Annotated in this window: 15 protein-coding genes and 1 pseudogene; 11 read left to right on the forward strand and 5 right to left on the reverse strand. The window is 66.8% G+C overall.

Annotated features, from left to right (window positions below; all coding sequences use genetic code 11):
- Positions 1–679 precede the first annotated feature (679 nt).
- Both tdh and XARJCFBP2528_RS21250 read right to left on the reverse strand, forming a co-directional pair.
- On the reverse strand, positions 680–1,714 hold the full coding sequence (gene tdh, locus XARJCFBP2528_RS21245) for an L-threonine 3-dehydrogenase (RefSeq protein ID WP_172641694.1): 1,035 nt from the start codon (positions 1,712–1,714) through the stop codon (positions 680–682).
- 318 nt (positions 1,715–2,032) lie between these two features.
- Entirely contained in the window at positions 2,033–4,378 is a 2,346-nt protein-coding gene (locus XARJCFBP2528_RS21250) for a TonB-dependent receptor (RefSeq protein WP_047125070.1), read from the reverse strand.
- 194 nt (positions 4,379–4,572) lie between these two features.
- On the opposite strand from XARJCFBP2528_RS21250, the gene XARJCFBP2528_RS21255 reads away from it, so the two are divergent.
- The 11 genes and pseudogenes from XARJCFBP2528_RS21255 to XARJCFBP2528_RS21300 all read left to right on the forward strand — a co-directional run bounded on the left by XARJCFBP2528_RS21255 (position 4,573) and on the right by XARJCFBP2528_RS21300 (position 16,568).
- Entirely contained in the window at positions 4,573–6,654 is a 2,082-nt protein-coding gene (locus XARJCFBP2528_RS21255) for a phosphocholine-specific phospholipase C (RefSeq protein WP_016902221.1), read from the forward strand.
- 14 nt (positions 6,655–6,668) lie between these two features.
- Positions 6,669–6,859, forward strand: a pseudogene (locus XARJCFBP2528_RS23050) (S46 family peptidase); the annotation flags it as partial.
- Between the two features lie 91 nt (positions 6,860–6,950).
- On the forward strand, positions 6,951–7,595 hold the full coding sequence (locus XARJCFBP2528_RS21260) for a histidine phosphatase family protein (RefSeq protein WP_016902223.1): 645 nt from the start codon (positions 6,951–6,953) through the stop codon (positions 7,593–7,595).
- Between the two features lie 89 nt (positions 7,596–7,684).
- Complete coding sequence (locus XARJCFBP2528_RS21265; RefSeq protein ID WP_016902224.1) at positions 7,685–8,194, forward strand: hypothetical protein; 510 nt, start codon at positions 7,685–7,687, stop codon at positions 8,192–8,194.
- Between the two features lie 150 nt (positions 8,195–8,344).
- Complete coding sequence (folC, locus tag XARJCFBP2528_RS21270; protein ID WP_016902225.1) at positions 8,345–9,637, forward strand: bifunctional tetrahydrofolate synthase/dihydrofolate synthase; 1,293 nt, start codon at positions 8,345–8,347, stop codon at positions 9,635–9,637.
- Positions 9,638–9,696: 59 nt separating this feature from the next.
- Entirely contained in the window at positions 9,697–10,764 is a 1,068-nt protein-coding gene (locus XARJCFBP2528_RS21275; protein ID WP_026064253.1) for an SPOR domain-containing protein, read from the forward strand.
- Between the two features lie 224 nt (positions 10,765–10,988).
- Positions 10,989–11,735, forward strand: coding sequence for a CvpA family protein (locus tag XARJCFBP2528_RS21280; RefSeq protein WP_016902227.1), 747 nt, complete (start codon positions 10,989–10,991; stop codon positions 11,733–11,735).
- Between the two features lie 30 nt (positions 11,736–11,765).
- Positions 11,766–13,232 carry an amidophosphoribosyltransferase gene (purF, locus tag XARJCFBP2528_RS21285; RefSeq protein ID WP_016902228.1) on the forward strand — a complete coding sequence of 489 codons (1,467 nt, stop codon included), beginning with the start codon at positions 11,766–11,768 and terminating at the stop codon, positions 13,230–13,232.
- Between the two features lie 265 nt (positions 13,233–13,497).
- Entirely contained in the window at positions 13,498–14,301 is an 804-nt protein-coding gene (locus XARJCFBP2528_RS21290) for a ferritin-like domain-containing protein (RefSeq protein ID WP_047125072.1), read from the forward strand.
- 458 nt (positions 14,302–14,759) lie between these two features.
- Positions 14,760–16,013, forward strand: a complete 1,254-nt coding sequence (locus tag XARJCFBP2528_RS21295) for a zinc-dependent metalloprotease (protein ID WP_016902230.1) — start codon at positions 14,760–14,762, stop codon at positions 16,011–16,013.
- A gap of 135 nt (positions 16,014–16,148) precedes the next feature.
- Complete coding sequence (locus tag XARJCFBP2528_RS21300; RefSeq protein WP_016902231.1) at positions 16,149–16,568, forward strand: hypothetical protein; 420 nt, start codon at positions 16,149–16,151, stop codon at positions 16,566–16,568.
- A 255-nt stretch (positions 16,569–16,823) separates the two neighbouring features.
- Here XARJCFBP2528_RS21300 and lpxH read toward each other — a convergent pair whose 3' ends face one another.
- The 3 genes from lpxH to XARJCFBP2528_RS21315 form a co-directional block, all read right to left on the reverse strand.
- Positions 16,824–17,567, reverse strand: coding sequence for a UDP-2,3-diacylglucosamine diphosphatase (lpxH, locus tag XARJCFBP2528_RS21305; RefSeq protein ID WP_016902232.1), 744 nt, complete (start codon positions 17,565–17,567; stop codon positions 16,824–16,826).
- A 163-nt stretch (positions 17,568–17,730) separates the two neighbouring features.
- Positions 17,731–18,273, reverse strand: coding sequence for a phosphatase PAP2 family protein (locus XARJCFBP2528_RS21310; RefSeq protein WP_016902233.1), 543 nt, complete (start codon positions 18,271–18,273; stop codon positions 17,731–17,733).
- On the reverse strand, positions 18,254–19,390 hold the full coding sequence (locus XARJCFBP2528_RS21315; protein WP_016902234.1) for a glycosyltransferase family 4 protein: 1,137 nt from the start codon (positions 19,388–19,390) through the stop codon (positions 18,254–18,256). The genes XARJCFBP2528_RS21310 and XARJCFBP2528_RS21315 overlap by 20 nt, the downstream gene beginning before the upstream one ends.
- Between the last annotated feature and the right edge of the window lie 5 nt (positions 19,391–19,395).

The raw sequence follows: 19,395 nt of genomic DNA on the forward strand, positions 1-19,395 counted from the left end.
CGGCATCCATGCCGCGTAAGGTCCCGCGACGGTGAGCGGACAAGGACCAGTTGAGATGGTCGGTCTTTTGTAGCAGTCGCCCATGCGATAGCTCAATCGTGGAGCGCTTGATCTGCGGCTTTGCTACAGGCCCTTGCCCGCCCACCATCGCGGGACACGCTGCAAGTACGTCCCTGTAGGCTCTTACGCGGCATCCATGCCGCGTAAGGTCCCGCGACGGTAAGCGGGCAAGGACCAGTCGAGATGGTCGATCGTTGAAGCAGTCGCCCATGCGATAGCTCAATCGTGGAGCGGATGATCTGCGGCTTTGCTGCAGGGCCATTGCCCGCCCACCATCGCGGGACACGCCGCAAGTACGTCCCTGTAGGCTCTTACGCGGCATCCATGCCGCGTAAGGTCCCGCGACGGTGAGCGGGCAAGGACCAGTCGAGATGGTCGGTGTGCAGGGTTGCAAGCAGGACATGGCGTGCGTTGTTCGAATGACGGTGTGTCTGACAAACGTTCCATCACAAGTAGAGCAACAAGCAGGCTTTCAACAAGACAACCGACGCATTTTCTGGTGCGGTGAGGCCGCCGCGCCCTCAATCAGTGAGCTTTGCCTGCTGCGTTGCCTGCGCTTTGAAAACGGAAATGCAAAAGGCGCCTCGCGGCGCCTTTTGCGTTGAAACGTATCGGCCGATCAGTTCCAGCTCAACACGACCTTGCCGGCCTTGCCTTCTTCCATTAGGTCGAAGCCCTTCTGGAAATCGTCGATCGGCAATTGGTGAGTCAGCACCTTGTGCAGCGGGAAACCCGACAGCACCAGTTGCGTCATCTTGTACCAGGTCTCGTACATCTTGCGGCCGTAGATGCCCTGCACGGTGAGGCCCTTGAAGATGATCTTGTCCCAGTCGCAACCGGCGCCGCGCGGCATGATGCCGAGCATGGCGATCTTGCCGCCGTGATACATGCAGTCGAGCATGTCGTTGAAGGCGCGCGGGTTGCCGCTCATTTCCAGGCCCACGTCGAAGCCTTCCATGTGCAGGTCGGCCATGACCTCCTTGAGCGAGGTCTTGGACACGTTGACCACGCGCGTGGCGCCCATGTCGGCCGCCAGCTTGAGGCGGAAGTCGTTGACGTCGGTGACCACCACGTTGCGCGCACCGATGTGCTTGCAGATGCCCGCGGCAATGATGCCGATCGGTCCGGCGCCGGTGATCAGCACGTCCTCGCCGATCACGTCGAACTCCAGCGCACAGTGCGCGGCGTTGCCGTAAGGGTCGAAGAACGCGGCCAGCTCCGAGGGAATCTGGTCGGGGATCGGCCACAGGTTGCTGGCCGGCATCACCATGTACTCCGCAAAGGCGCCGTTGACATTGACGCCGATGCCGACCGTGTTGGGGCACAGGTGCGGGCGGCCGCCACGGCAGTTGCGGCAATGTCCGCAGACGATGTGGCCTTCGGCCGACACGCGCTGGCCGACCTGGTAGCCGGTCACCGCCGAACCGAGCTCGGCCACGCGGCCCACGAACTCATGGCCGATGGTCAGGCCGGGCTTGATGGTGCGCTGGCTCCACTCGTCCCACAGGTAGATATGCAGGTCGGTGCCGCAGATTGCGGTCTTTTCCAGCTTGATCAGCACCTCGTTGGGGCCGGGGCTGGGAACGGCGACCTGTTCCAGCCAGATGCCCTTGTTTGCTTCGCGCTTGACCAGCGCCTTCATCGTCTGCGCCATCTGGCGGGACCTGCTGAGTGAAAGTAAGGCGGCGATTATATGCGGCGCGAGGTCGGGGCCATGCGGCGATGCGGGAAGTGAGTGACGTCGGCTGACCCGGTTCATGGCGGGGTAGGGCCGATGCCGCGCTTCTCCCCTCGGGAGAAGGTGCCCGGCAGGGGGCGGATGATCGGGTGCCTCAGAGATTTACCAGTACATGCGAAGTCCCTGCTCCGCGCCTCAGCCCGCACATGCGGGCCGGGCGCTCCCAGCCACGCGCGCCGATGGCGCGCAAGCCATGCCTTCTAGACCGAAGGAGAGGGCTACAGCGGCGGCGACTCAGAACTTCACATCCAGACTCATGAAGGTCTGCCGCGGTGCGCCGACCACCATGGTCTGGTTGTAGCCATCCGGATCGGAGGCGACGTAGCCGTTGGTGCCGGTGCTGGCGAAATAGCGCTTGTCGGTGAGGTTGGTGATGTTGAGCGCCAGCGCCACGTCGGCCACCCCGCTCACGCGACCGAAGTCGTAACGCGCGCCCGCATTGAACAGCCAGTACGAGGGCACCTGCGAATCGTTGAGGAAGGTGATGTAGCGCTTGTCGACGTACTTGCCGTCCAGATCCAGGCGCAGGTTGCCGAGCTGGTAGCTGGCGCTGGAGGAGAACATCAACGCGGGGATGCCGACCACGTCCTTGCCGGAGGTGGCGACCACGCCGTTGTTGAGGTAATCGTCCCGATAACGCGAGCGGTTCCACGACAATGAGTTCAACCAGCTCAGGCCTTCCAGCGGGCGCCACATCAAGGCCAGGTCGGCACCCGCGCTATGCACGGCGCCGACATTGCTCAGGATCGCCGCGCAGGTCTGCACCGCGGTGCACGGCGAAGTGGTCAACAAGCGGTTGGAGAACTTGGTGAAGTAGGCGTCGGCCGAGAGCTGGAACTGCGCATCCTGCACGCGGTAACCCACCTGCACGGTCTGTGATTCTTCCGGTTCCAGCGTGGAACGGCTGCGATCGAAGGCGGCCTGCGAGGTGCCGAACGGAGTGAAGCCGAACGCGGCGATGTTCTTGCTGTAGGAGGCGTACAGGTCCTGGCGCTCGTCCAGCTTGTAGTTCACGCCGACCTGCGGCAGGAAGTTGTCCTCGGCACGGATACGGCCCTGTGCCAGTGCGGTGGTCGGCACCAGCGACTGTGCGCGCGTGGTGGTGCTGAGCGCCTTTGCGCCGTAGTTGAGGGTCAACCGATCGTCGAGCAGGCGCACGGTGTCCTGCAGGTACAGCATGCGGGTCTGGGTGGTATAGCGCTGCAGGAAATCGCGACGGAACGGGGTCTGCACTTCGTACACGTTGTACAGCGAGGTATAGCCCTCGTTGCCGAGCGCGAAGTAGTTGCGCTGCTGCGTGGTACGTGCGTTTTCCGCCCACAGGCCCACTTCCAGATCGTGGTTGCCCCACGACCATTTCAATGCGCTGGTGCCGCCGAAACGATCCAGGCCGTAGTCGGTGGTGCGCATCGACAGCGGCACCTGCGCAGAGGTGCGTACATACGGCGTCACCCACTGACCTTCGCCACGATTGCCGTGGTAGTAGCCGGTGGCATCCAGGGTGGCGCCACCGAACACGAACGTGCCCGACAGACCGGCCAGGTTGTCGCGGCGCAGGCCGCCGCCGGCGTAGTAGCTGGCATCGAGCCAGCTGTAATCGTCGGGCAGCCCGGCCAGCGATTGCGGATAGCCGTTGGCCACGCCGCTGGTGGCGCCGGTGTTCTGATACGCACGCGCCATCTGCACGGCGGTGGCCCAATCCGGCTGCAGGTAGTCGTAGTCCCAGCCGAGCGCGCGCTGGCTGGTCAACGACAGGTCCATGTAGTCGTATTCCTTGCGCCGCGAGGTATCCACGAACAGGCTCAGACGGTTGCCGTCGCCCCACTGGTAGACGGTCTTGAGGTTGGCCTGCTCGGACTGCTGGTCGCCGAAGCCTTTCCACTTGTCGGTGCTGGCATTGGCATAGGACAGGTACGCCGACAAGCCGTTGCGATCGCCGGTGTCGCCGCGCACGAAGGTGCGGCGCGTGGCATCGCTACCGACCGTCTGCACCAGGCGCAGGCCCGGCGTGCTCTGCGGGTCGGCCGAGTAGAACTGCATGGTGCCGCCGAGGTTGGTGTTGGACGCAGTGCCCAGCGCACCGGCGCCCTGCGCGATTTCCACCGAGCCGAGGTTTTCCGAAATGATGGCGCGGGTGATGTGCAGGCCGTTGGTGACGCCGTAGCTCATGTTGCCGAGCGGAATGCCATCGAGCGTGTAACCCAGCCGGCTCTGATCGAAGCCGTGCAGGGTGACCTGCGCGGACCACTCGTAGGTGCCGAACGGATCGGCCGACTGGAATTGCACGCCCGGCAGCTTTTCCACTGCCTTGAAGGCGCTGCTGCCCGGGGTCAGCTGCTCGATGTCCTGCCGGCTGATGCGCTGGACCTGGCGGGTGCTGCCTTGCGACACCACGTTGATCGCATCCAGCTGGGTAGCGTTGGTGGCAGCATCGGCCACGCTGGCCGGGGCATCGGCTACCGGCGCATCTGCACCGGCAACCGGATCGGCCGCCGGTGTGGCAGCAGAGGCGATGGCGGGGAGCAGCGCGGCCAGGGCAAGCGCCAGCGGAGTGACATGAAAACGGCGAGCGGAAGTCATGGGGGAATCCTGTTCGAGCACGGCTGAGGGCAACGCACGGTGCAGGACCGGCGTTTCGCGACGCAGGGTGTCAACGACGTATGAAACATTGATGACGGTGGCTGTCGCAAAACTGTCGTGCTTGCCCGCTATACGTGTCGTACCCGGCCGCACTGCGCGGCGATGTACATGTATTTCCTGCAGGTTCCGTAGCCATGACGTCCTCCCCCTCGCGCCGCGATTTCCTCAAGCGCGTCGCCGCGCTGACTGCCGCCGGCGCCTTGCCGCCCTCGATCGGCCGCGCACTCGCGCTGCCGGCCAACTCGCGCACCGGCACGCTGCGCGACATCGAACACGTGGTGATCCTGATGCAGGAAAACCGCTCCTTCGATCATTACTTCGGTGCGCTGCGCGGCGTGCGTGGCTTCGGCGATCCGCGTCCGTTGCAGCTGCGCGACGGTCACCCGGTATGGAGCCAGCCGGCCGCCGATGGTCGTCGCCTGCTGCCGTTCGCGTTCGATTCGCAAAGCACCTGCGCGCCGTTGATCAAGAGCCTGGATCACTCGTGGAAAGCCGGCCACGGGCAGGACCCGGCGCGCTGGGCCGAGTACGACGCCTGGGTGCCGTACAAGGGCGAATTGACGATGGGGTATTTCCAGCGTCACGACATCCCGTACTACCACGCACTGGCCGATGCGTTCACCATTTGCGATGGCTATTTCTGTTCGCTGCACGGGCCGACCAATCCCAATCGCATGTACCTGTTCACCGGCACCAGCGGTCCGAGCGTGGGCAATCTCGGCGCGCAGGCGGTGACCAATGCCGACGACGGCAACTGGACCGCCGACATGGCGCGCGACAAGCCCGGCTACGCGGCGATGGACTGGACCACCTATGCGCAGCGCCTGCAGGCCGCAGGCGTGGACTGGCGCGTGTACCAGGAGTACGACAACTTCGGCTGCAACTCGCTGGCGTATTTTTCGCACTACCGCGATCTGCACCCCGGCGATGAACGTTACCGACGTGCACGTGCCTGCGTGCCCGGGTCCACTGCAGACAATGCCGCCACCACGCAGGCCGATCATCTGATCGCCGCAATCGCCGCCGACGTGCAGGCCGATCGCTTGCCGCAGGTGTCTTGGATCGTGCCGCCCACCGCGTACTGCGAGCATCCGGAAGCGCCGCCGGCCTACGGCGAATCGCTGGTGGCGCGCCTGATCGACGCGCTCACCGCCAACCCGCAGGTGTGGGCGAAGACCGCGTTGATCATCAACTACGACGAGAACGACGGCTTCTTCGATCACGTTCCCGCAGCGCTGCCGGCACTGGATGCGCGCATGGGGCGCAGCAATGTCGATACGCGCGGGGAGGTCTACGAGGGCGTGCCGATGGGGCTGGGCATCCGCGTGCCCATGCTGGTGATCTCGCCCTGGACGCGCGGTGGCTGGGTCAATTCGCAGGTGTTCGATCACACTTCGGTGCTGCGCTTGCTGGAACGCCGCTTCGGTGTGGCCGAGCCGAACATCAGCCCGTGGCGTCGCGCGGTCAGCGGCGATCTGACCAGCGTGTTCGATTTCCGCAAGCCGGACGACTCGGCACTGCGCGCACTGCCGTCGGTCGACGACTACCGCGCGCGCACCGCCGCGGTGCGCAACAAGCCGCTACCGGTGCCGCCGGCCAAGGCCAGCATGCCGCGGCAGGAGCCGGGACAACGTCCGGCGCGCGCGCTGCCGTATGCCTTGCAGGTGCATGCGCGCGAGCAGGGCGACGGCGGCGTGCAACTGCAGTTCGTCAACAGCGGCGCTGCGGCGGCCGCGTTCAACGTCTACACCAGCGCTGCGAGTGGCGGCCCGTGGTACTACACCGTGTCGCCTGGCACCCGCCTCGACGATGTGCCGGTCGGCGCTGCGCACAGCGGCGGCTATGCGCTGAGCGTGCATGGACCCAATGGCTTCCTGCGCGAATTCGCCGGCGACCTCGCTGCGGCCGGGACGCAATCGGCAGCGCCTTGGTTGGAGGCGCGGCAGGACGGCGAGGTGCTGGTGCTGGACATCGGCAATGCGGGGCAGCAACCGTGCACGCTGCAGCTGCGCGCGCTGGACTACGCAGACCCGACCGCGCGCTCGCTGCACCTGGCCGCAGGTCAGCGCCAGACCGTGCGTCTGGCGCTTGCTGCCAGCGATCACTGGTACGACCTGGTGCTGGAACAACCGGGCGCGGCATTCCGCCGCCGCCTGGCCGGGCATCTGGAAACCGGCAGGCCCAGCCGCAGCGATCCGGCATTCGGGCGCGCCTGAGCCGGCGCCGGGACGCGCCGGTGATGGACGCGCAGGGCAGGCGGGTCGGCCTGGCCTCGACGGCAACCGGGCGTCGGTGAGCCGCAACGGGATCTTCGATCCGGCGATGACCCGCACGATCGCCGTGGATAGCCGGTATTTGCGTTGGGTCATGCCGGAAGTCGCTCCGGCACCGCAGCTGTTGCAGGAACTCGGCATGCGCTGACGCGGGCGGCCGGCACCGCAGCGGGAGGGGTTATCATGCGCTCCCGTTTCGCTGCGGCGAGCCGGCCCCTTCCCCAAGGAATCTCTCGCGCATGCGCATCCTGCTTGCCCGTCACGGCGAGACGCCGTGGAACGCCGAAGGCCGTTACCAGGGCCAGATCGATATCCCGCTGTCGCCGGTCGGCGAAGGCCAGGCCGCCGCCCTCGGCGCGCGTCTGCAATCGTTGGAGATCACCCGCGCGGTGGCATCGCCGCTGTCGCGTGCGCAGGCCACCGCCAGGCTGGCGCTGGGCAGCAACCGCGAAAGCCTGCTGCAGACCGATGCAGACCTGCAGGAAATCGCCCACGGCGAATGGGAAGGCCTGCTGGCCAGCGAGATCAACGACAAGGATCCGGCACGTCTACGCGCCTGGCGCGACGAGCCCGATACCGTGCTGATGCCCGGCGGCGAGTCCCTGCGGCAGGTGCTGGACCGCAGCTGGCGCGGCCTGGCGCGCGCGGCCGAAGGCCTGGGCGCGGCCGATACCTTGCTGGTGGTCGCGCACGATGCGGTCAACCGCGTGATCCTGTGCAAGATTCTGGGCCTGCCGCTGTCCCGGCTGTGGACCTTCCGCCAGGCACCGACCACGCTCAACCTGCTCGAAGGCGAGGACGTGGATCACCTGGAAGTGGTGCGGCTCAACGACTGCGCGCACCACACGCCGTTCTTTGGTGAAGCCAAGCATCGGGCGCTGTAAGACAACGCCCGGCACGGACGCTGGATGAGACCGTGGCCTGTGATATCGGCACAATTGCCAGGTGGCCCAGGGCGCTTCGCTACGCTGTTTTGGGCAGCGTGTCCGGCCTGTTGGCGCTGGGAGCGTTCTCCGACTTCATTCCCGCGCCTTTCCTGTCCGGTCGGGCCTGGATAGCGCCGATGGTGCTGCTGGGAAGCGGGCTGACGGTATCGATCGTCGCGCCGGCCTATCGCATCGGCGGGTGGAAGGCGGTCGTTGGCAAGCAGCTGTTCAACACCGTGCTGGCGCTCTGCCTGGCGCCGCCGCTCTTGGGATTGCTGTGCTGGCTGGTGCTGGCCAGAGGTGGGCCCTGGATCTACACCCGCATCGCCGGCGTCGATTTCGAAGAGACGCATGTCATGCAGACCGCCGCCATGCCTAGCGCGCGAGCGTGCAAATACCGGTTGAGTGGCGGGCCGCTCGCGCATCGTTTTCCGGGCCATCTGTGCATCGACGAAGCGCAGTATCGGCGTCACCCCGAGCAGCGCGTCTCGGTGTTGTTGCGCGGTCAACGCTCCGTCTTGGGCATGCGCATTGCGTCCATTTCCGATGTCCCTTGACTGCGGGCGACAGCGCTGCCTCAGTTGGTCACCAAGTTGTGCGCACCCTGTCGGCCCATACGACGGCGCGCGATCTGCCGGCATGCCTGGTGATGTGCGTTGCGCGCCGGCAAACGGCGATAATGCGGTTCTTCTCGCGCAGCCCTGACCGTGAACGCAACCGACTCCCTCTCCGACTGGCTCGCCTACATCGAGCAGCAGCATCCGCAGAACATCGCCATGGGGCTGGAGCGCGTGCGCGAGGTCGCTGCGCGGTTGCAGATTGAAGCGCCAGCCAGGCATGTCATTGTCGTAGGCGGCACCAATGGCAAAGGCTCCACCGTGGCCTTTATCGAGGCGATCGCGCAGGCCGCCGGCTGGAAGGTGGGCAGCTACACCTCGCCGCATCTGCTGCGCTACAACGAGCGCGTGCGCATCGACGGCAACGAGGCCGGCGACGCGCAACTGGTGGACGCCTTTGCCGCCGTCGAAGCGGCACGTGGCCAGACCGCACTGACGTATTTCGAATACGACACGCTGGCGGCGCTGTGGCTGCTGCAGCGCTCCGGGCTGGACCTGGCGGTGCTGGAAATCGGCCTGGGCGGGCGCCTGGACGCGGTCAACATCATTGATTCGGATGTGGCGGTGATCACCACCGTGGATATCGACCACACCGATTGGCTGGGCGAGGACCGCGAGGCGATCGGCACCGAGAAGGCCGGCATCATCCGCGCCTGGAAGCCGGTGGTGCTGGGCGAAATCGACCCGCCGTCGAGCGTGTTGCGGCGGGCCTACCAACTGGGCGCCAATGCGATCCGCGCCGGCAGCGATTATTTCTTCGAGCCGATCGAGGCGCAGCACTCCGACGCGCCGCAGTGGCGCTGGCGCGATGTCGCGGTGACCCTGGAGCTGCCGCTGCCGGCCTTGCAGGCGCCGGTGCAACTGGCCAACGCCGCCGCGGCGATCGCCGCGTTGCAGGCCTTGCCGGTGGAACTGCCCGATACCGCCTGGGCGCAGGGCATTGCCAATGCACGGGTGGCCGGGCGGCTGCAGCGCAGCGACGTCGATGGCGTGCAGGTGCTGCTGGATGTCGGCCATAACCCGCAGGCCGCGCGCGCGCTGGCCGATGCGCTGGGCGCGCAGGCGCACACCGGCAGCACCCATGCGATCTACGCCGCATTGGCGGACAAGGATGTGCTGGGCGTGGTGGAGGCGGTGGCCGCGCAGGTCGACCATTGGGCCCTGGCGGGGCTGGACGGTGCGCGGGGGCAGTCGGCGCAGGCCTTGCAGGCCCGTCTGCAGGGCAGTGCCGCAGCGCAGGCGGCCTGCCATGGCGATGTGGCGGGCGCACTGCGCGCGGTGCTGGCGCAGGCCTCACCGGGCGACCGGGTGCTGGTGTTCGGCTCGTTTCATACCGTTGCCGACGCCCTAAACGCACTTCGTTCAGTCCACCCGGGTCGGTAGCCCGGCTGCGGCCTTATAATCTCCGCGGCACCCCGCCACGCCGCCTCTCGTCTCTTTACGTGGATACTGCTCTGAAACAGCGACTGATTGGCGCCATCGTTCTGGTGGCGCTTGCCGTGATCTTCCTGCCGATGCTGGTCAAGGGCCCTGCGCCGTCGAGCGGCGTGGCCGATGTGCCGCTGGAGGCGCCTGCCGCACCGGCCAATGGCGAGTTTGAAGCCCGCGAATTGCCGCTGGTCACTCCGGGCGATGCGCCGGCCGGTGGCGCGCTGGGCATGCGCGGCGCCGCCTCGGCGCCGGCTGCGGTGCAGGACAACCCGGACGCGGCCGATCTGGCCAACCCGTCCAGCGCGCCGTCGGCGCCTGAGGTGGCGGCCGGCAACTACGCGGTCAACTTCGGCGCCTACGCCACCAGCGCCGACGCCGACGCGGTGCTGGCGCGGCTCAAGCAGGCGCAGCTGCCCGGCTTCAGCGAAAAGACCCAGATCAACGGCCGCCCGGCCTGGCGCGTGCGCGTGGGGCCGTATGTCGACCAGGCGCAGGCCGAATCGGCGCGCCTGCAGGCAGTGAAGGTGCGCAGCGACGTCAACGCCCAGGTGGTGACGCTGGATGCCAACGCCGCCGCGCCGGCGCCTGCAGCCAGCACACCGGCGCCGGCGCCGGCCGCAAAACCCAGCAGCAGCGTGGCCGCCGCCAGCACCGCTGCACCGACCAAGACCGAAAGCCTGCCGCCGGAGCCGGCCAAGCCGGTGGCCGCCGCGCCCAAGCCGGCCGAAGCGTCCAAGCCCGCTCCGGCCAAGCTGGAGGTGGCGAAAACGGAGCCGGCCAAGCCCGAGCCGGCCAAGCCGGTCGTCGCGGCGCCCGCCGCGCCGGCAGCCCCTGCGGCCAGTTCGGTCGGTTTTGCGGTGCAGCTGGGCGCCTTCGGGCGCGCCGAAGACGCCGACGCCTTGCGCGACCGCGTGCGCGCCGCCGGTTTCAGTGCCTTCGTCGAACAGGTGCGGACCGACAAGGGCGCGCTCAACCGCGTGCGGGTCGGCCCGGTGGCCAACCGTGGCGATGCCGAACAGTTGCGTGCGCAGGTGGCGGCCAAGGTCGGCATTTCCGGCATGGTGCGTCCGCATCCGTAAACCATCGCGCCTTCATCGGGTGGGCGCGGTGCATGGTGGAGATCGGCATGCCGGTTGGTTCGCTACGCGCAGTGCGGCTCGTCCGCAGCCCGCCCGATCGCCGCTTGCGTGGTATCGCCAGCGGCGAGCGGACTTCCTGATCGCCTCACACCCATGGAGGGGAGCGCAATGAACACCGAGCCAGGTTGGACCAGCGTCGCGCGCGTCGCGCGGAGAAGTGGGCAATGATCGACATGGTGCTGGGCGTCATCATCCTGGTGTCGGCCCTGTTGGGCCTGCTGCGCGGATTTGTCGCCATCGTGGTCGGCACGCTGTCGTGGTTGCTGGCCGGCTGGGCGACGTTCCAGTTCGGCGGGCCGGCCGCGCGCTGGATCGCCGACGGCAAGCATCCGTCGGCCACCGAATCGTTCGGCGGTTACGCGATGGTGTTCGTCGGCGTGCTGATCACCGTGGCGGTGATCGGTATGGTGATCCGTGCTGGGGTGGACGCGGTGCGCCTGGGCGGGATGGACCGCATGCTCGGGTTCGGCCTGGGTCTGGTGCGCGGCGGCTTTCTGGCCAGCGTGCTGGTGCTGCTGATGAGCTTCACGCCGCTGCCGCGCGAGCCGTCCTGGCGCCAGTCGATGCTGATGCCGATGCTGTCGCCGGGCGCGAGCTGGATGCGGGCGCAACTGCCGGCCTGGCGGATGCCGTCGATGGACATGCCATCGATGGAACTCGGCAACTTGCCAACGGAGTTGGGGAAGTTGCCCTCGGCAGGCGATAATACGGACCTGGGCAAGGCGCTGTCCGGGTCCGGTCTGAGCGACACCATCACGCGTGCGCTCGGGCAACCCGGTAAAGCCGCCAGCGACGGACGCGATCCGGCGCAGGCGATGCCGGCCAATATCGATCCGGCGCAGGTTCGCGGCGGAGAAAGCGACCCGGCTCGGGTCGAGTCCCAAGGCCAGGCACGGCCCCCTTCACAGTAGCGGCGCAAGCCGTAGCGGAGAACGCGCACCATGTGTGGCATCGTCGGTATTGTCGGCAACCAGAACGTCGCCGGGCAGCTCTATGACGGCCTGACCGTCCTGCAGCATCGTGGGCAGGACGCCGCAGGCATCGCCACCGCAGACGGCACGCGCCTGCGCGTGCAAAAGGCCAACGGGCTGGTACGCGACGTCTTCGACGAGAAGAAGATGGCGGTGCTGGAAGGCCGGGTCGGCATCGCGCATTGCCGCTACCCGACCGCGGGCTCGGAAGGCATGGACGAGGCGCAGCCGTTCTACGTCAACTCGCCCTACGGCATCGCGCTGGCGCACAACGGCAACCTGATCAACACCGAGGCCTTGCGCCAGCAGGTGTTCGAAGCCGACCGCCGCAACATCAACACCGATTCGGACAGCGAAGTGCTGCTGAACGTGTTTGCCTACGAGCTGGACGCGCAGCGCATGCTCACACCCGAGGCGGCGATCCGCGCGGTGGCCGGCGTGCACCGCCGCTGCAAGGGCGGCTATGCGGTGGTCAGCGTGGTGCTGGGCCTGGGCCTGGTGGCCTTCCGCGACCCGCACGGCATCCGTCCGCTGGTGCTGGGCAAGCGCGAGCATGCCGAAGGCACCGAATACATCGTCTCCTCCGAATCGGCTGCGCTGGACATCCTCGGCTACCAGCGCGTGCGCGACGTGCGCCCCGGCGAGGCGATGGTGATCACCGCGCGTGGCGAGCTGTTTTCGGAAGTCTGCGCCGCGCCGACCGTCAACGCGCCGTGCATCTTCGAGTACGTGTACTTCGCGCGCCCCGACTCGATGATCGACAACATCTCGGTGCACAAGGCGCGCATGCGCATGGGCCTGAAGCTGGGCGAGAAGATCCTGCGGCTGCGCCCGGACCACGATATCGACACCATCATCCCGATCCCGGACACCTCGCGCGATGTGGCGCTGGAGATGTCCAACGTGCTCGGGGTGAAGTACCGCGAGGGCTTCGTCAAGAATCGCTACGTGGGCCGGACCTTCATCATGCCGGGGCAGGGCGAGCGGCAGAAATCGGTGCGGCGCAAGCTCAATCCGATCCATCTGGAGTTCCGCAACCGCGTGGTGCTGCTGGTCGACGATTCGATCGTGCGCGGCACCACCAGCCGGCAGATCGTGCAGATGGCCCGCGACGCCGGTGCGCGCAAGGTATATCTGGCCTCGGCCGCGCCGCCGGTGCGTTACCCCAATATCTACGGCATCGACATGCCGGCGGCCGAAGAACTCATCGCGCATGGCCGCAGCGAGCTGGAAATCCAGGAATTTTTGGGCTGCGACTGGCTGATCTACCAGGATCTGGAAGACTTGGAAGTGGCCGTGCGCGAAGGCAACCCGGACATCCAGCAGTTCGATTCCTCGTGCTTCAACGGCGAGTACATCACCGGCATCGAGCCAGGCTATTTCGAACGCATCCAGCAATTGCGCTCGGACGATGCCAAGAAGCGTCGCCGCGCGTGAGGCTATGCGGTAGCGCCGCAGCTCGGCGCTACCCAGACGTGGCCTAGAGCCGCTGTGCCACGCAGGAGTACCTGCGTGGCGATCGCGCGATTCGGGTGCCGCCGATCGACAAGCGGGCGCGCTGCGCTGCTTCGATAGCGGCGCCAGCCGCTGGTTGTTCGCAGACCGCACCTGCGACGGCTGCGTGGTGGTCTCGATCGCCGCTGCAGATCGAAGCGCCAGTTGTCGATTTAGCGGCTACCGCAACGATGGAGTGATGGACACGATGGATCTTCTGCAAGCCGCACATGCCTGCCTGCAGGCGGCCGATCCGCTGGAGAAGGTCGCGTTGACGCAGCGACATGCGGCCGCGTTCCGTGCCGGCACGTTGCCGTTGCCACCGCTGCAGGCGGCGCCTCCGGAGCCGATCCGCATGCCTGGCCGACCTACAAGGCCGGTGCTGGTGCATCCGCGGCAGGTGCCGCGGCGTGGGCTGGGCAACCCGGAAGGCCGTGCCGCCTTTATCCACGCCATCGCGCATATCGAGCTCAACGCCATCGACCTGGCCTGGGATGCGGTGTATCGCTTCCGTGGGTTGCCGGCGGCGTTCTATGCCGACTGGGTTGGCGTGGCCGACGACGAATCGCGCCACTTCATGCTGCTGCGCGCGCGATTGCATGCGCACGACCACGACTACGGCGACTTCGCCGCGCACAACGGCCTGTGGGAAATGTGCGAGAAAACCGCACATGACGGCCTGGCACGCATGGCGCTGGTGCCGCGCGTGCTGGAAGCGCGCGGGCTGGATGTGACACCGGCGATGATCGTCAAGCTGCGCTCGCTCGGCGATACCGCCACTGCCGAGGTGCTGGACACCATCCTGCGCGAAGAAGTGGCGCATGTGGCGGCCGGCTCGCGCTGGTACCGCTGGTATTGCGCGCGGGCCGGCATCGAGCCGCGCGCGCGCTTCAAGGCGCTACTGCACGAATACGCCGGTGGTTACCTGCATGGGCCGTTCAATCTGCAGGCGCGGCTGCTTGCCGGCTTCGATGAGGACGAACTGGCCGATCTGGTGGAGCAGGCCGGCTGAGCAGCCGGTGGTGAATGCGTGGGCGGGCTGCAGTGCGCGATCTGTTGATCACTGTTTGCGGAGCAGACTGAATCGGCCAGTACCGACGCCACGCTGGGTAATGCGCATTCGCGGCGTCGCTCATGAAGTACTGAGCGCATTGCGCGGCAGAACGATCGCAGCCCATGACTTCGACGCGCATCGCTGTCCTTCGTCATGACTTTAGTGCCGCCCGCGCCTTGCTAGCGCCAAACAGGACAGGCCACCTGCGCGGTAACGCGCCTTCGATCACCGGACTGTGCGCTGCGTCCTGCCGCGCAGCTGCCGGAATCGCATCCATTCAACGGTAGACATCACAAAACTGTAATTTTCTTTTGTAACAACTTGCAATCGGCACGGCCCGGCGCGCCTTAATGGCGTCCCGGGGGCAGGGGCCCGGTGTTTCACATCCGTTACTTCCATGTCTAAGGAGAGAGACGATGAAGTCGAAGTCGATGTGCACCACGGTGGGTCTGATCGCCATGTGTCTGGCCGGTTCGGCCGCCGCTGCCGGCAAGCCGCTGTATCAATCCGGCCCTGCGCTGAGCCGCAGCGCAAGCGCTACTGCCACTGCCGAACCCTCGTTGCAGCGCCTGCTCAGCGCACCGTCCACCGCCAACGCGCAGGTGGTCCAGCTCGACGCCGGTGCCGTCACCGCTTCGGAAAAGCTGCTGGAATTGCAGCTGGACGGCCAGACCATCACCGCCACCCAGGCCAAGGTCGATGCGCTGGAAGGCGGTGATAGCGTGTGGTACGGCAATCTTGGCGCGCGCGCCGGCACCCGTGCCCGCACGCTGTCGGGTGTGGATCCGCTGAACTCGGCCATCCTGGTGCGCAGCGGCGATACCGTCACCGGCACCATCCGTTACGCCGGCAAGCTGTATCGGCTGCGTCCGCTCGCCGATGGCCGCCATGTGCTGGTGCAGGTGGAAGAAAGCCGCCTGCCGCAGGAACACCCGGCCGAATACAGCCTGCTGCCGAAGATCGACATGCCCAGCGACGGGCGCGTCACCGCGGCCGCCGCATCGTCGGGCAGCCCGGCGACCATCCGCGTGCTGGTAGTGGCCACCAATCAGGCGGTGACCGCCTACGGCGGCAACATGCAGTCGCTGGTGCAACTGGCAGTGGCCGAGGCCAACCAGGGCTACATCAACAGCAATGTCGGCATCACCTTGCAGCTGGCGCGTTACGAGACCACCAGCTACAGCGAAACCGGCAATTTCACTACCGACCTGCAGCGCTTCCGCGTGACCAACGACGGTTACATGGACAGCATCCACACCAGCCGCAACACCTACACCGCCGATGTGGGCGTGATCGTGTTGAACAACAGCAGCTACTGCGGCCTGGCATCGGGCATCGGCTCCACCGCAGCGACCGCGTTTGCCTCGGTGTACTGGGATTGCGCCACCGGCTATTACAGCTTCGCGCATGAAATCGGCCATCTGCAGAGTGCCCGTCACGACGCCACCAACGACCCGAGCACCTCGCCATATGCGTACGGGCACGGTTATCGCTACGGCAACAGCTGGCGCACCATCATGGCCTACGACTGCAGCAGCAGCTGCCCGCGCCTGAACTACTGGTCCAACCCCAACATCAGCTACAACGGCGTGCCCATGGGCAATGCCAGCACCGCCGACAATCAGCGCGTGCTGGTCAACACCAAGGCCACCATCGCCGGCTTCCGCTGAGGACCAAGCCGATCGTTCCGTCGTCGGGCCCGGCACGCAGGTGCCGGGCCTTTGCCGCTACACGCAGGCGCAGCGATCGCGCAGACTAGAGGCACTGCCGGCAGCTGCCGGCGTGTCCTGCGGAGCGGAGCACCCATGTCTAAGTCCCTGCGTTATGCGGCGCTGTGCCTGGCCGCACTGGCAGTTGCCGGCTGCAAACAGCAACCTGCCGACCCGGCCCCTGCGCCACCCAAACCGGCGGTGTCCGCGCCGGCAGCCACGACCGCCAACGATGCCCGTGCCCGCGCGCTGGATGTGCTGGAAACCCGCCTGCAGAACGACCATTTCTATCCAGACAACTGCATCAGCATCGTCGACGAAGACGACGCTGAGCCCGCAGCGGATGCGTTCGACTTTGCAGTGCGCGAGCGGCATGGCAACGAGTGCCCCGGCGATCCGCAGACCAACCCGGTGCGCGATCGTTTCCGCGTGCAGACCGATGGCACGGTGCTCTGGTACGACATAGTCAACGCCGACTTTGTCGACTACGCCGAGCATGCGCGCAGCATGCAGTGATGCGTCTGGAGACTGCATGGTGGACCGTGCGGTTGCGTACCAACAGGCTGACGCGATCAGGCATGCCGACAGCGCGTCAAGCTGCATTCCAGCACGGGTGCGCAGCACACCGAGCGTGCGCAGGCCTGATCTCGAAACCACGGCGCTAATCTGCAGACGGCGCGGCCCGTGCCCATCGCGGTCTGTCGCTTGCAAACGGGTGCCGGGCGAGCGGCCTGCGTCGAGCTGGCCGCTCGCTACTTGCTGTCAGCCACGTTAAAGCGGCAGCTGCTCCAGCGACACGCCGTCGGCATCCACATGCAACACCGAGCCTTGTTCGTACCAATCGCCCAGCACGATGCGCGTGCAGGTCTGGCCACCGGCCTGCAGGGTGTGGATTGCAGGGCGATGGGTGTGACCATGGATCAGGCGGTCCAGGCCATACCGCACGAAAGTGGCCTCCACCTCGGCCGGGGTGACATCGGTGACGGTCTCGAAGCGCGATTGGTCGCCCTGCTTGAGTTCTGCATGACGCGCCTGGCTGGCAGCGCGTGCCTGCTGCGCGAAGGCCACCCGCGCGGCCAGCGGCTGCGCCAGGAACTGCGCCTGAAAGACCGGATCGCGCGTCTGCGCACGGAACGCCTGGTAGGCGGTGTCGTCGGTGCAAAGCAGATCGCCATGCATCAGCAAGGTCGGGTGTCCGTACAAATCGACCACGGTGGGGTCGGGCAGGATGCGGAAGCCCGCGCGTTGCGCATACGCCTCGCCAACCAGGAAGTCGCGGTTGCCCGGCATGAAGAACACCGGCACGCCGCTATCGGCCACCGCATGCAGCGCCACAGCCACCGCATCGGCAGCGGTCGATGGCGTGTCATCGCCGATCCAGGCTTCGAACAGATCGCCGAGGATGTAGAGCGCGTCGCTACCGGGCACCTGCGTGCGCAGGAAGTCCAGAAACAGCTCGGTAATCGCCGGCCGGGCCGGATCCAGATGCAGGTCGGAAATGAACAGGGTCGTCATCGCGCCATTGTACGGCGGGAGCGCGGGACGGGAATCGGGAATCGGGAATCGGGAATCGGTGGAGCGTTGCATCGCGGAGCGAGTGCCGGGTGAATGGCCGGCTGCGACAACGAGAGGATCACCGGCCTGGTCGGGCAGATGCCACGATGACAGCGCTCAATCCTCAGCCGAGCAACACCGGCAATCCCCACAGCGACAGGCTGGCCAGCACTACGCCGATCGCGGTGGCAGCGAGTACGTCGCTGGGATAGTGCAGGCCCAGCACCACGCGCGACAGCGCCACGCCGGCCGAGAACGGCACCAGCAGGGGCGCCAGCCACGGGTAGTAGGCCAGTGCCACGATGCTGAAGGACACCGCGTGCAAGGTGTGGCCGGACGGAAAACTGAACTCGTCCAGCGGCGCCACCCAGGCGCGGATGCGCACATCGGCCGCATACGGGCGTGGCCGACGTGTCCAGCGCTTGAGTGATTTGTACAAGGTCAGCGCGAGCACGCCGGTGGCGGCCATGTGCGCAGATGCACGCACGCCGTCCATGCCGTCGAGCAGCACCAGCAAGCCCATCAGGCTGTACCAGAACACCCCATCGCCGAGCCTGCTGATGGTGGCGAATGCGCGCCGCACCGGGTGGCGCCGGCACCAGTGGTTGGCGCGCCGGCACCAGCGCGCTTCGTGACCGCGCAGAAGTTCAAGCCGCGTTGCCGACATAACGCCCCCGTGCCGCAGTGATGCCCATCAGCAAGGCCTCGAAGTCGCAGACCACGTTGTCCGGATGCAGTTTCTTCATCGCCTGCGCGGCCGCCGCACCCAGGCGCTGGCGCATCGCATCGTCGTCGGTGAGTGCGACGGCCGCCTGGATGAACGCCTCGTCGTTCTCCACTGCCGCACCGCTGTGCCCGCTGCGCAGATACTCGCGTGCGGCGCCGTAGTCGAAGGCCACGGTGGCCACACCACTGGCCATCGCCTCCAGGGTCACGTTGCCGAAGGTCTCGCTGCGGCTGGGGAACAGGAACAGATCGCCGCTGGCGAAGTGGCGCGCCAGCGCCTCGCCGCGCTGGATGCCGCAGAAGATGAAGTCCGGATTCTCGTGCGCGATTTTTTCGCGTGCCGGGCCATCGCCCACCCAGACGAAGCGCGCCTTCGGGCGGATCTGCTGCAGCTTGCGGAACGCGCGAATCGCCAACGGCAGGTTCTTTTCGTTGGCGATGCGTCCGACATAGATCGCGGCGAAGCCTTCGCCCTCGATGCCCCATTCGGCACGCAAGGCCGGATCGCGCCGGGCCGGATCGAACTGCTGGCTGTCCACCGCGCGTGCCAGCAACTGCACGCGCTGGAAGCCGCCGTCGCGCAGGAACTGCTGCAGCTCGCGCGTGGGTACCAGGGTTGCCTCGGCCTGATTGTGGAAGCGGCGCATCCAGCGCAGCGCAGTGCCCTGCAGCCAGGCGGCACCGTAGTCGGGCAGGTACTCGTCAAAGCGGGTATGGAAGCCGGTGGCGACCGGAATGCCGAGCCGGCGTGCCGCACGCATCGCCGACCAGCCCAGGGGGCCTTCCGTGGCCACATAGACCGCATCCGGTTGCGTGATTTGCCAATGACGAACGAGGCGTTGGGTTGCCGGCAACCCGAATTTCAGTCCCGGGTAGCGCGGCAGCGACGCGCCGCGCACCAGCAGGGCAGTGGCCGCATCGGTATCGCCGCTCTGCCGTGGACGCACCACGTCCACCTGGTGTCCGCGTGCGCGCAGGCCGGTTTCCAGCCCGTGCACGGTCAGCGCAACACCGTTGACTTCGGGGGGATAGGTTTCGGTAACGATCGCGTAGCGCATGCCCG

The organism is Xanthomonas arboricola pv. juglandis, from assembly GCF_001013475.1.
Taxonomy (GTDB): Bacteria; Pseudomonadota; Gammaproteobacteria; order Xanthomonadales; family Xanthomonadaceae; genus Xanthomonas; species Xanthomonas arboricola.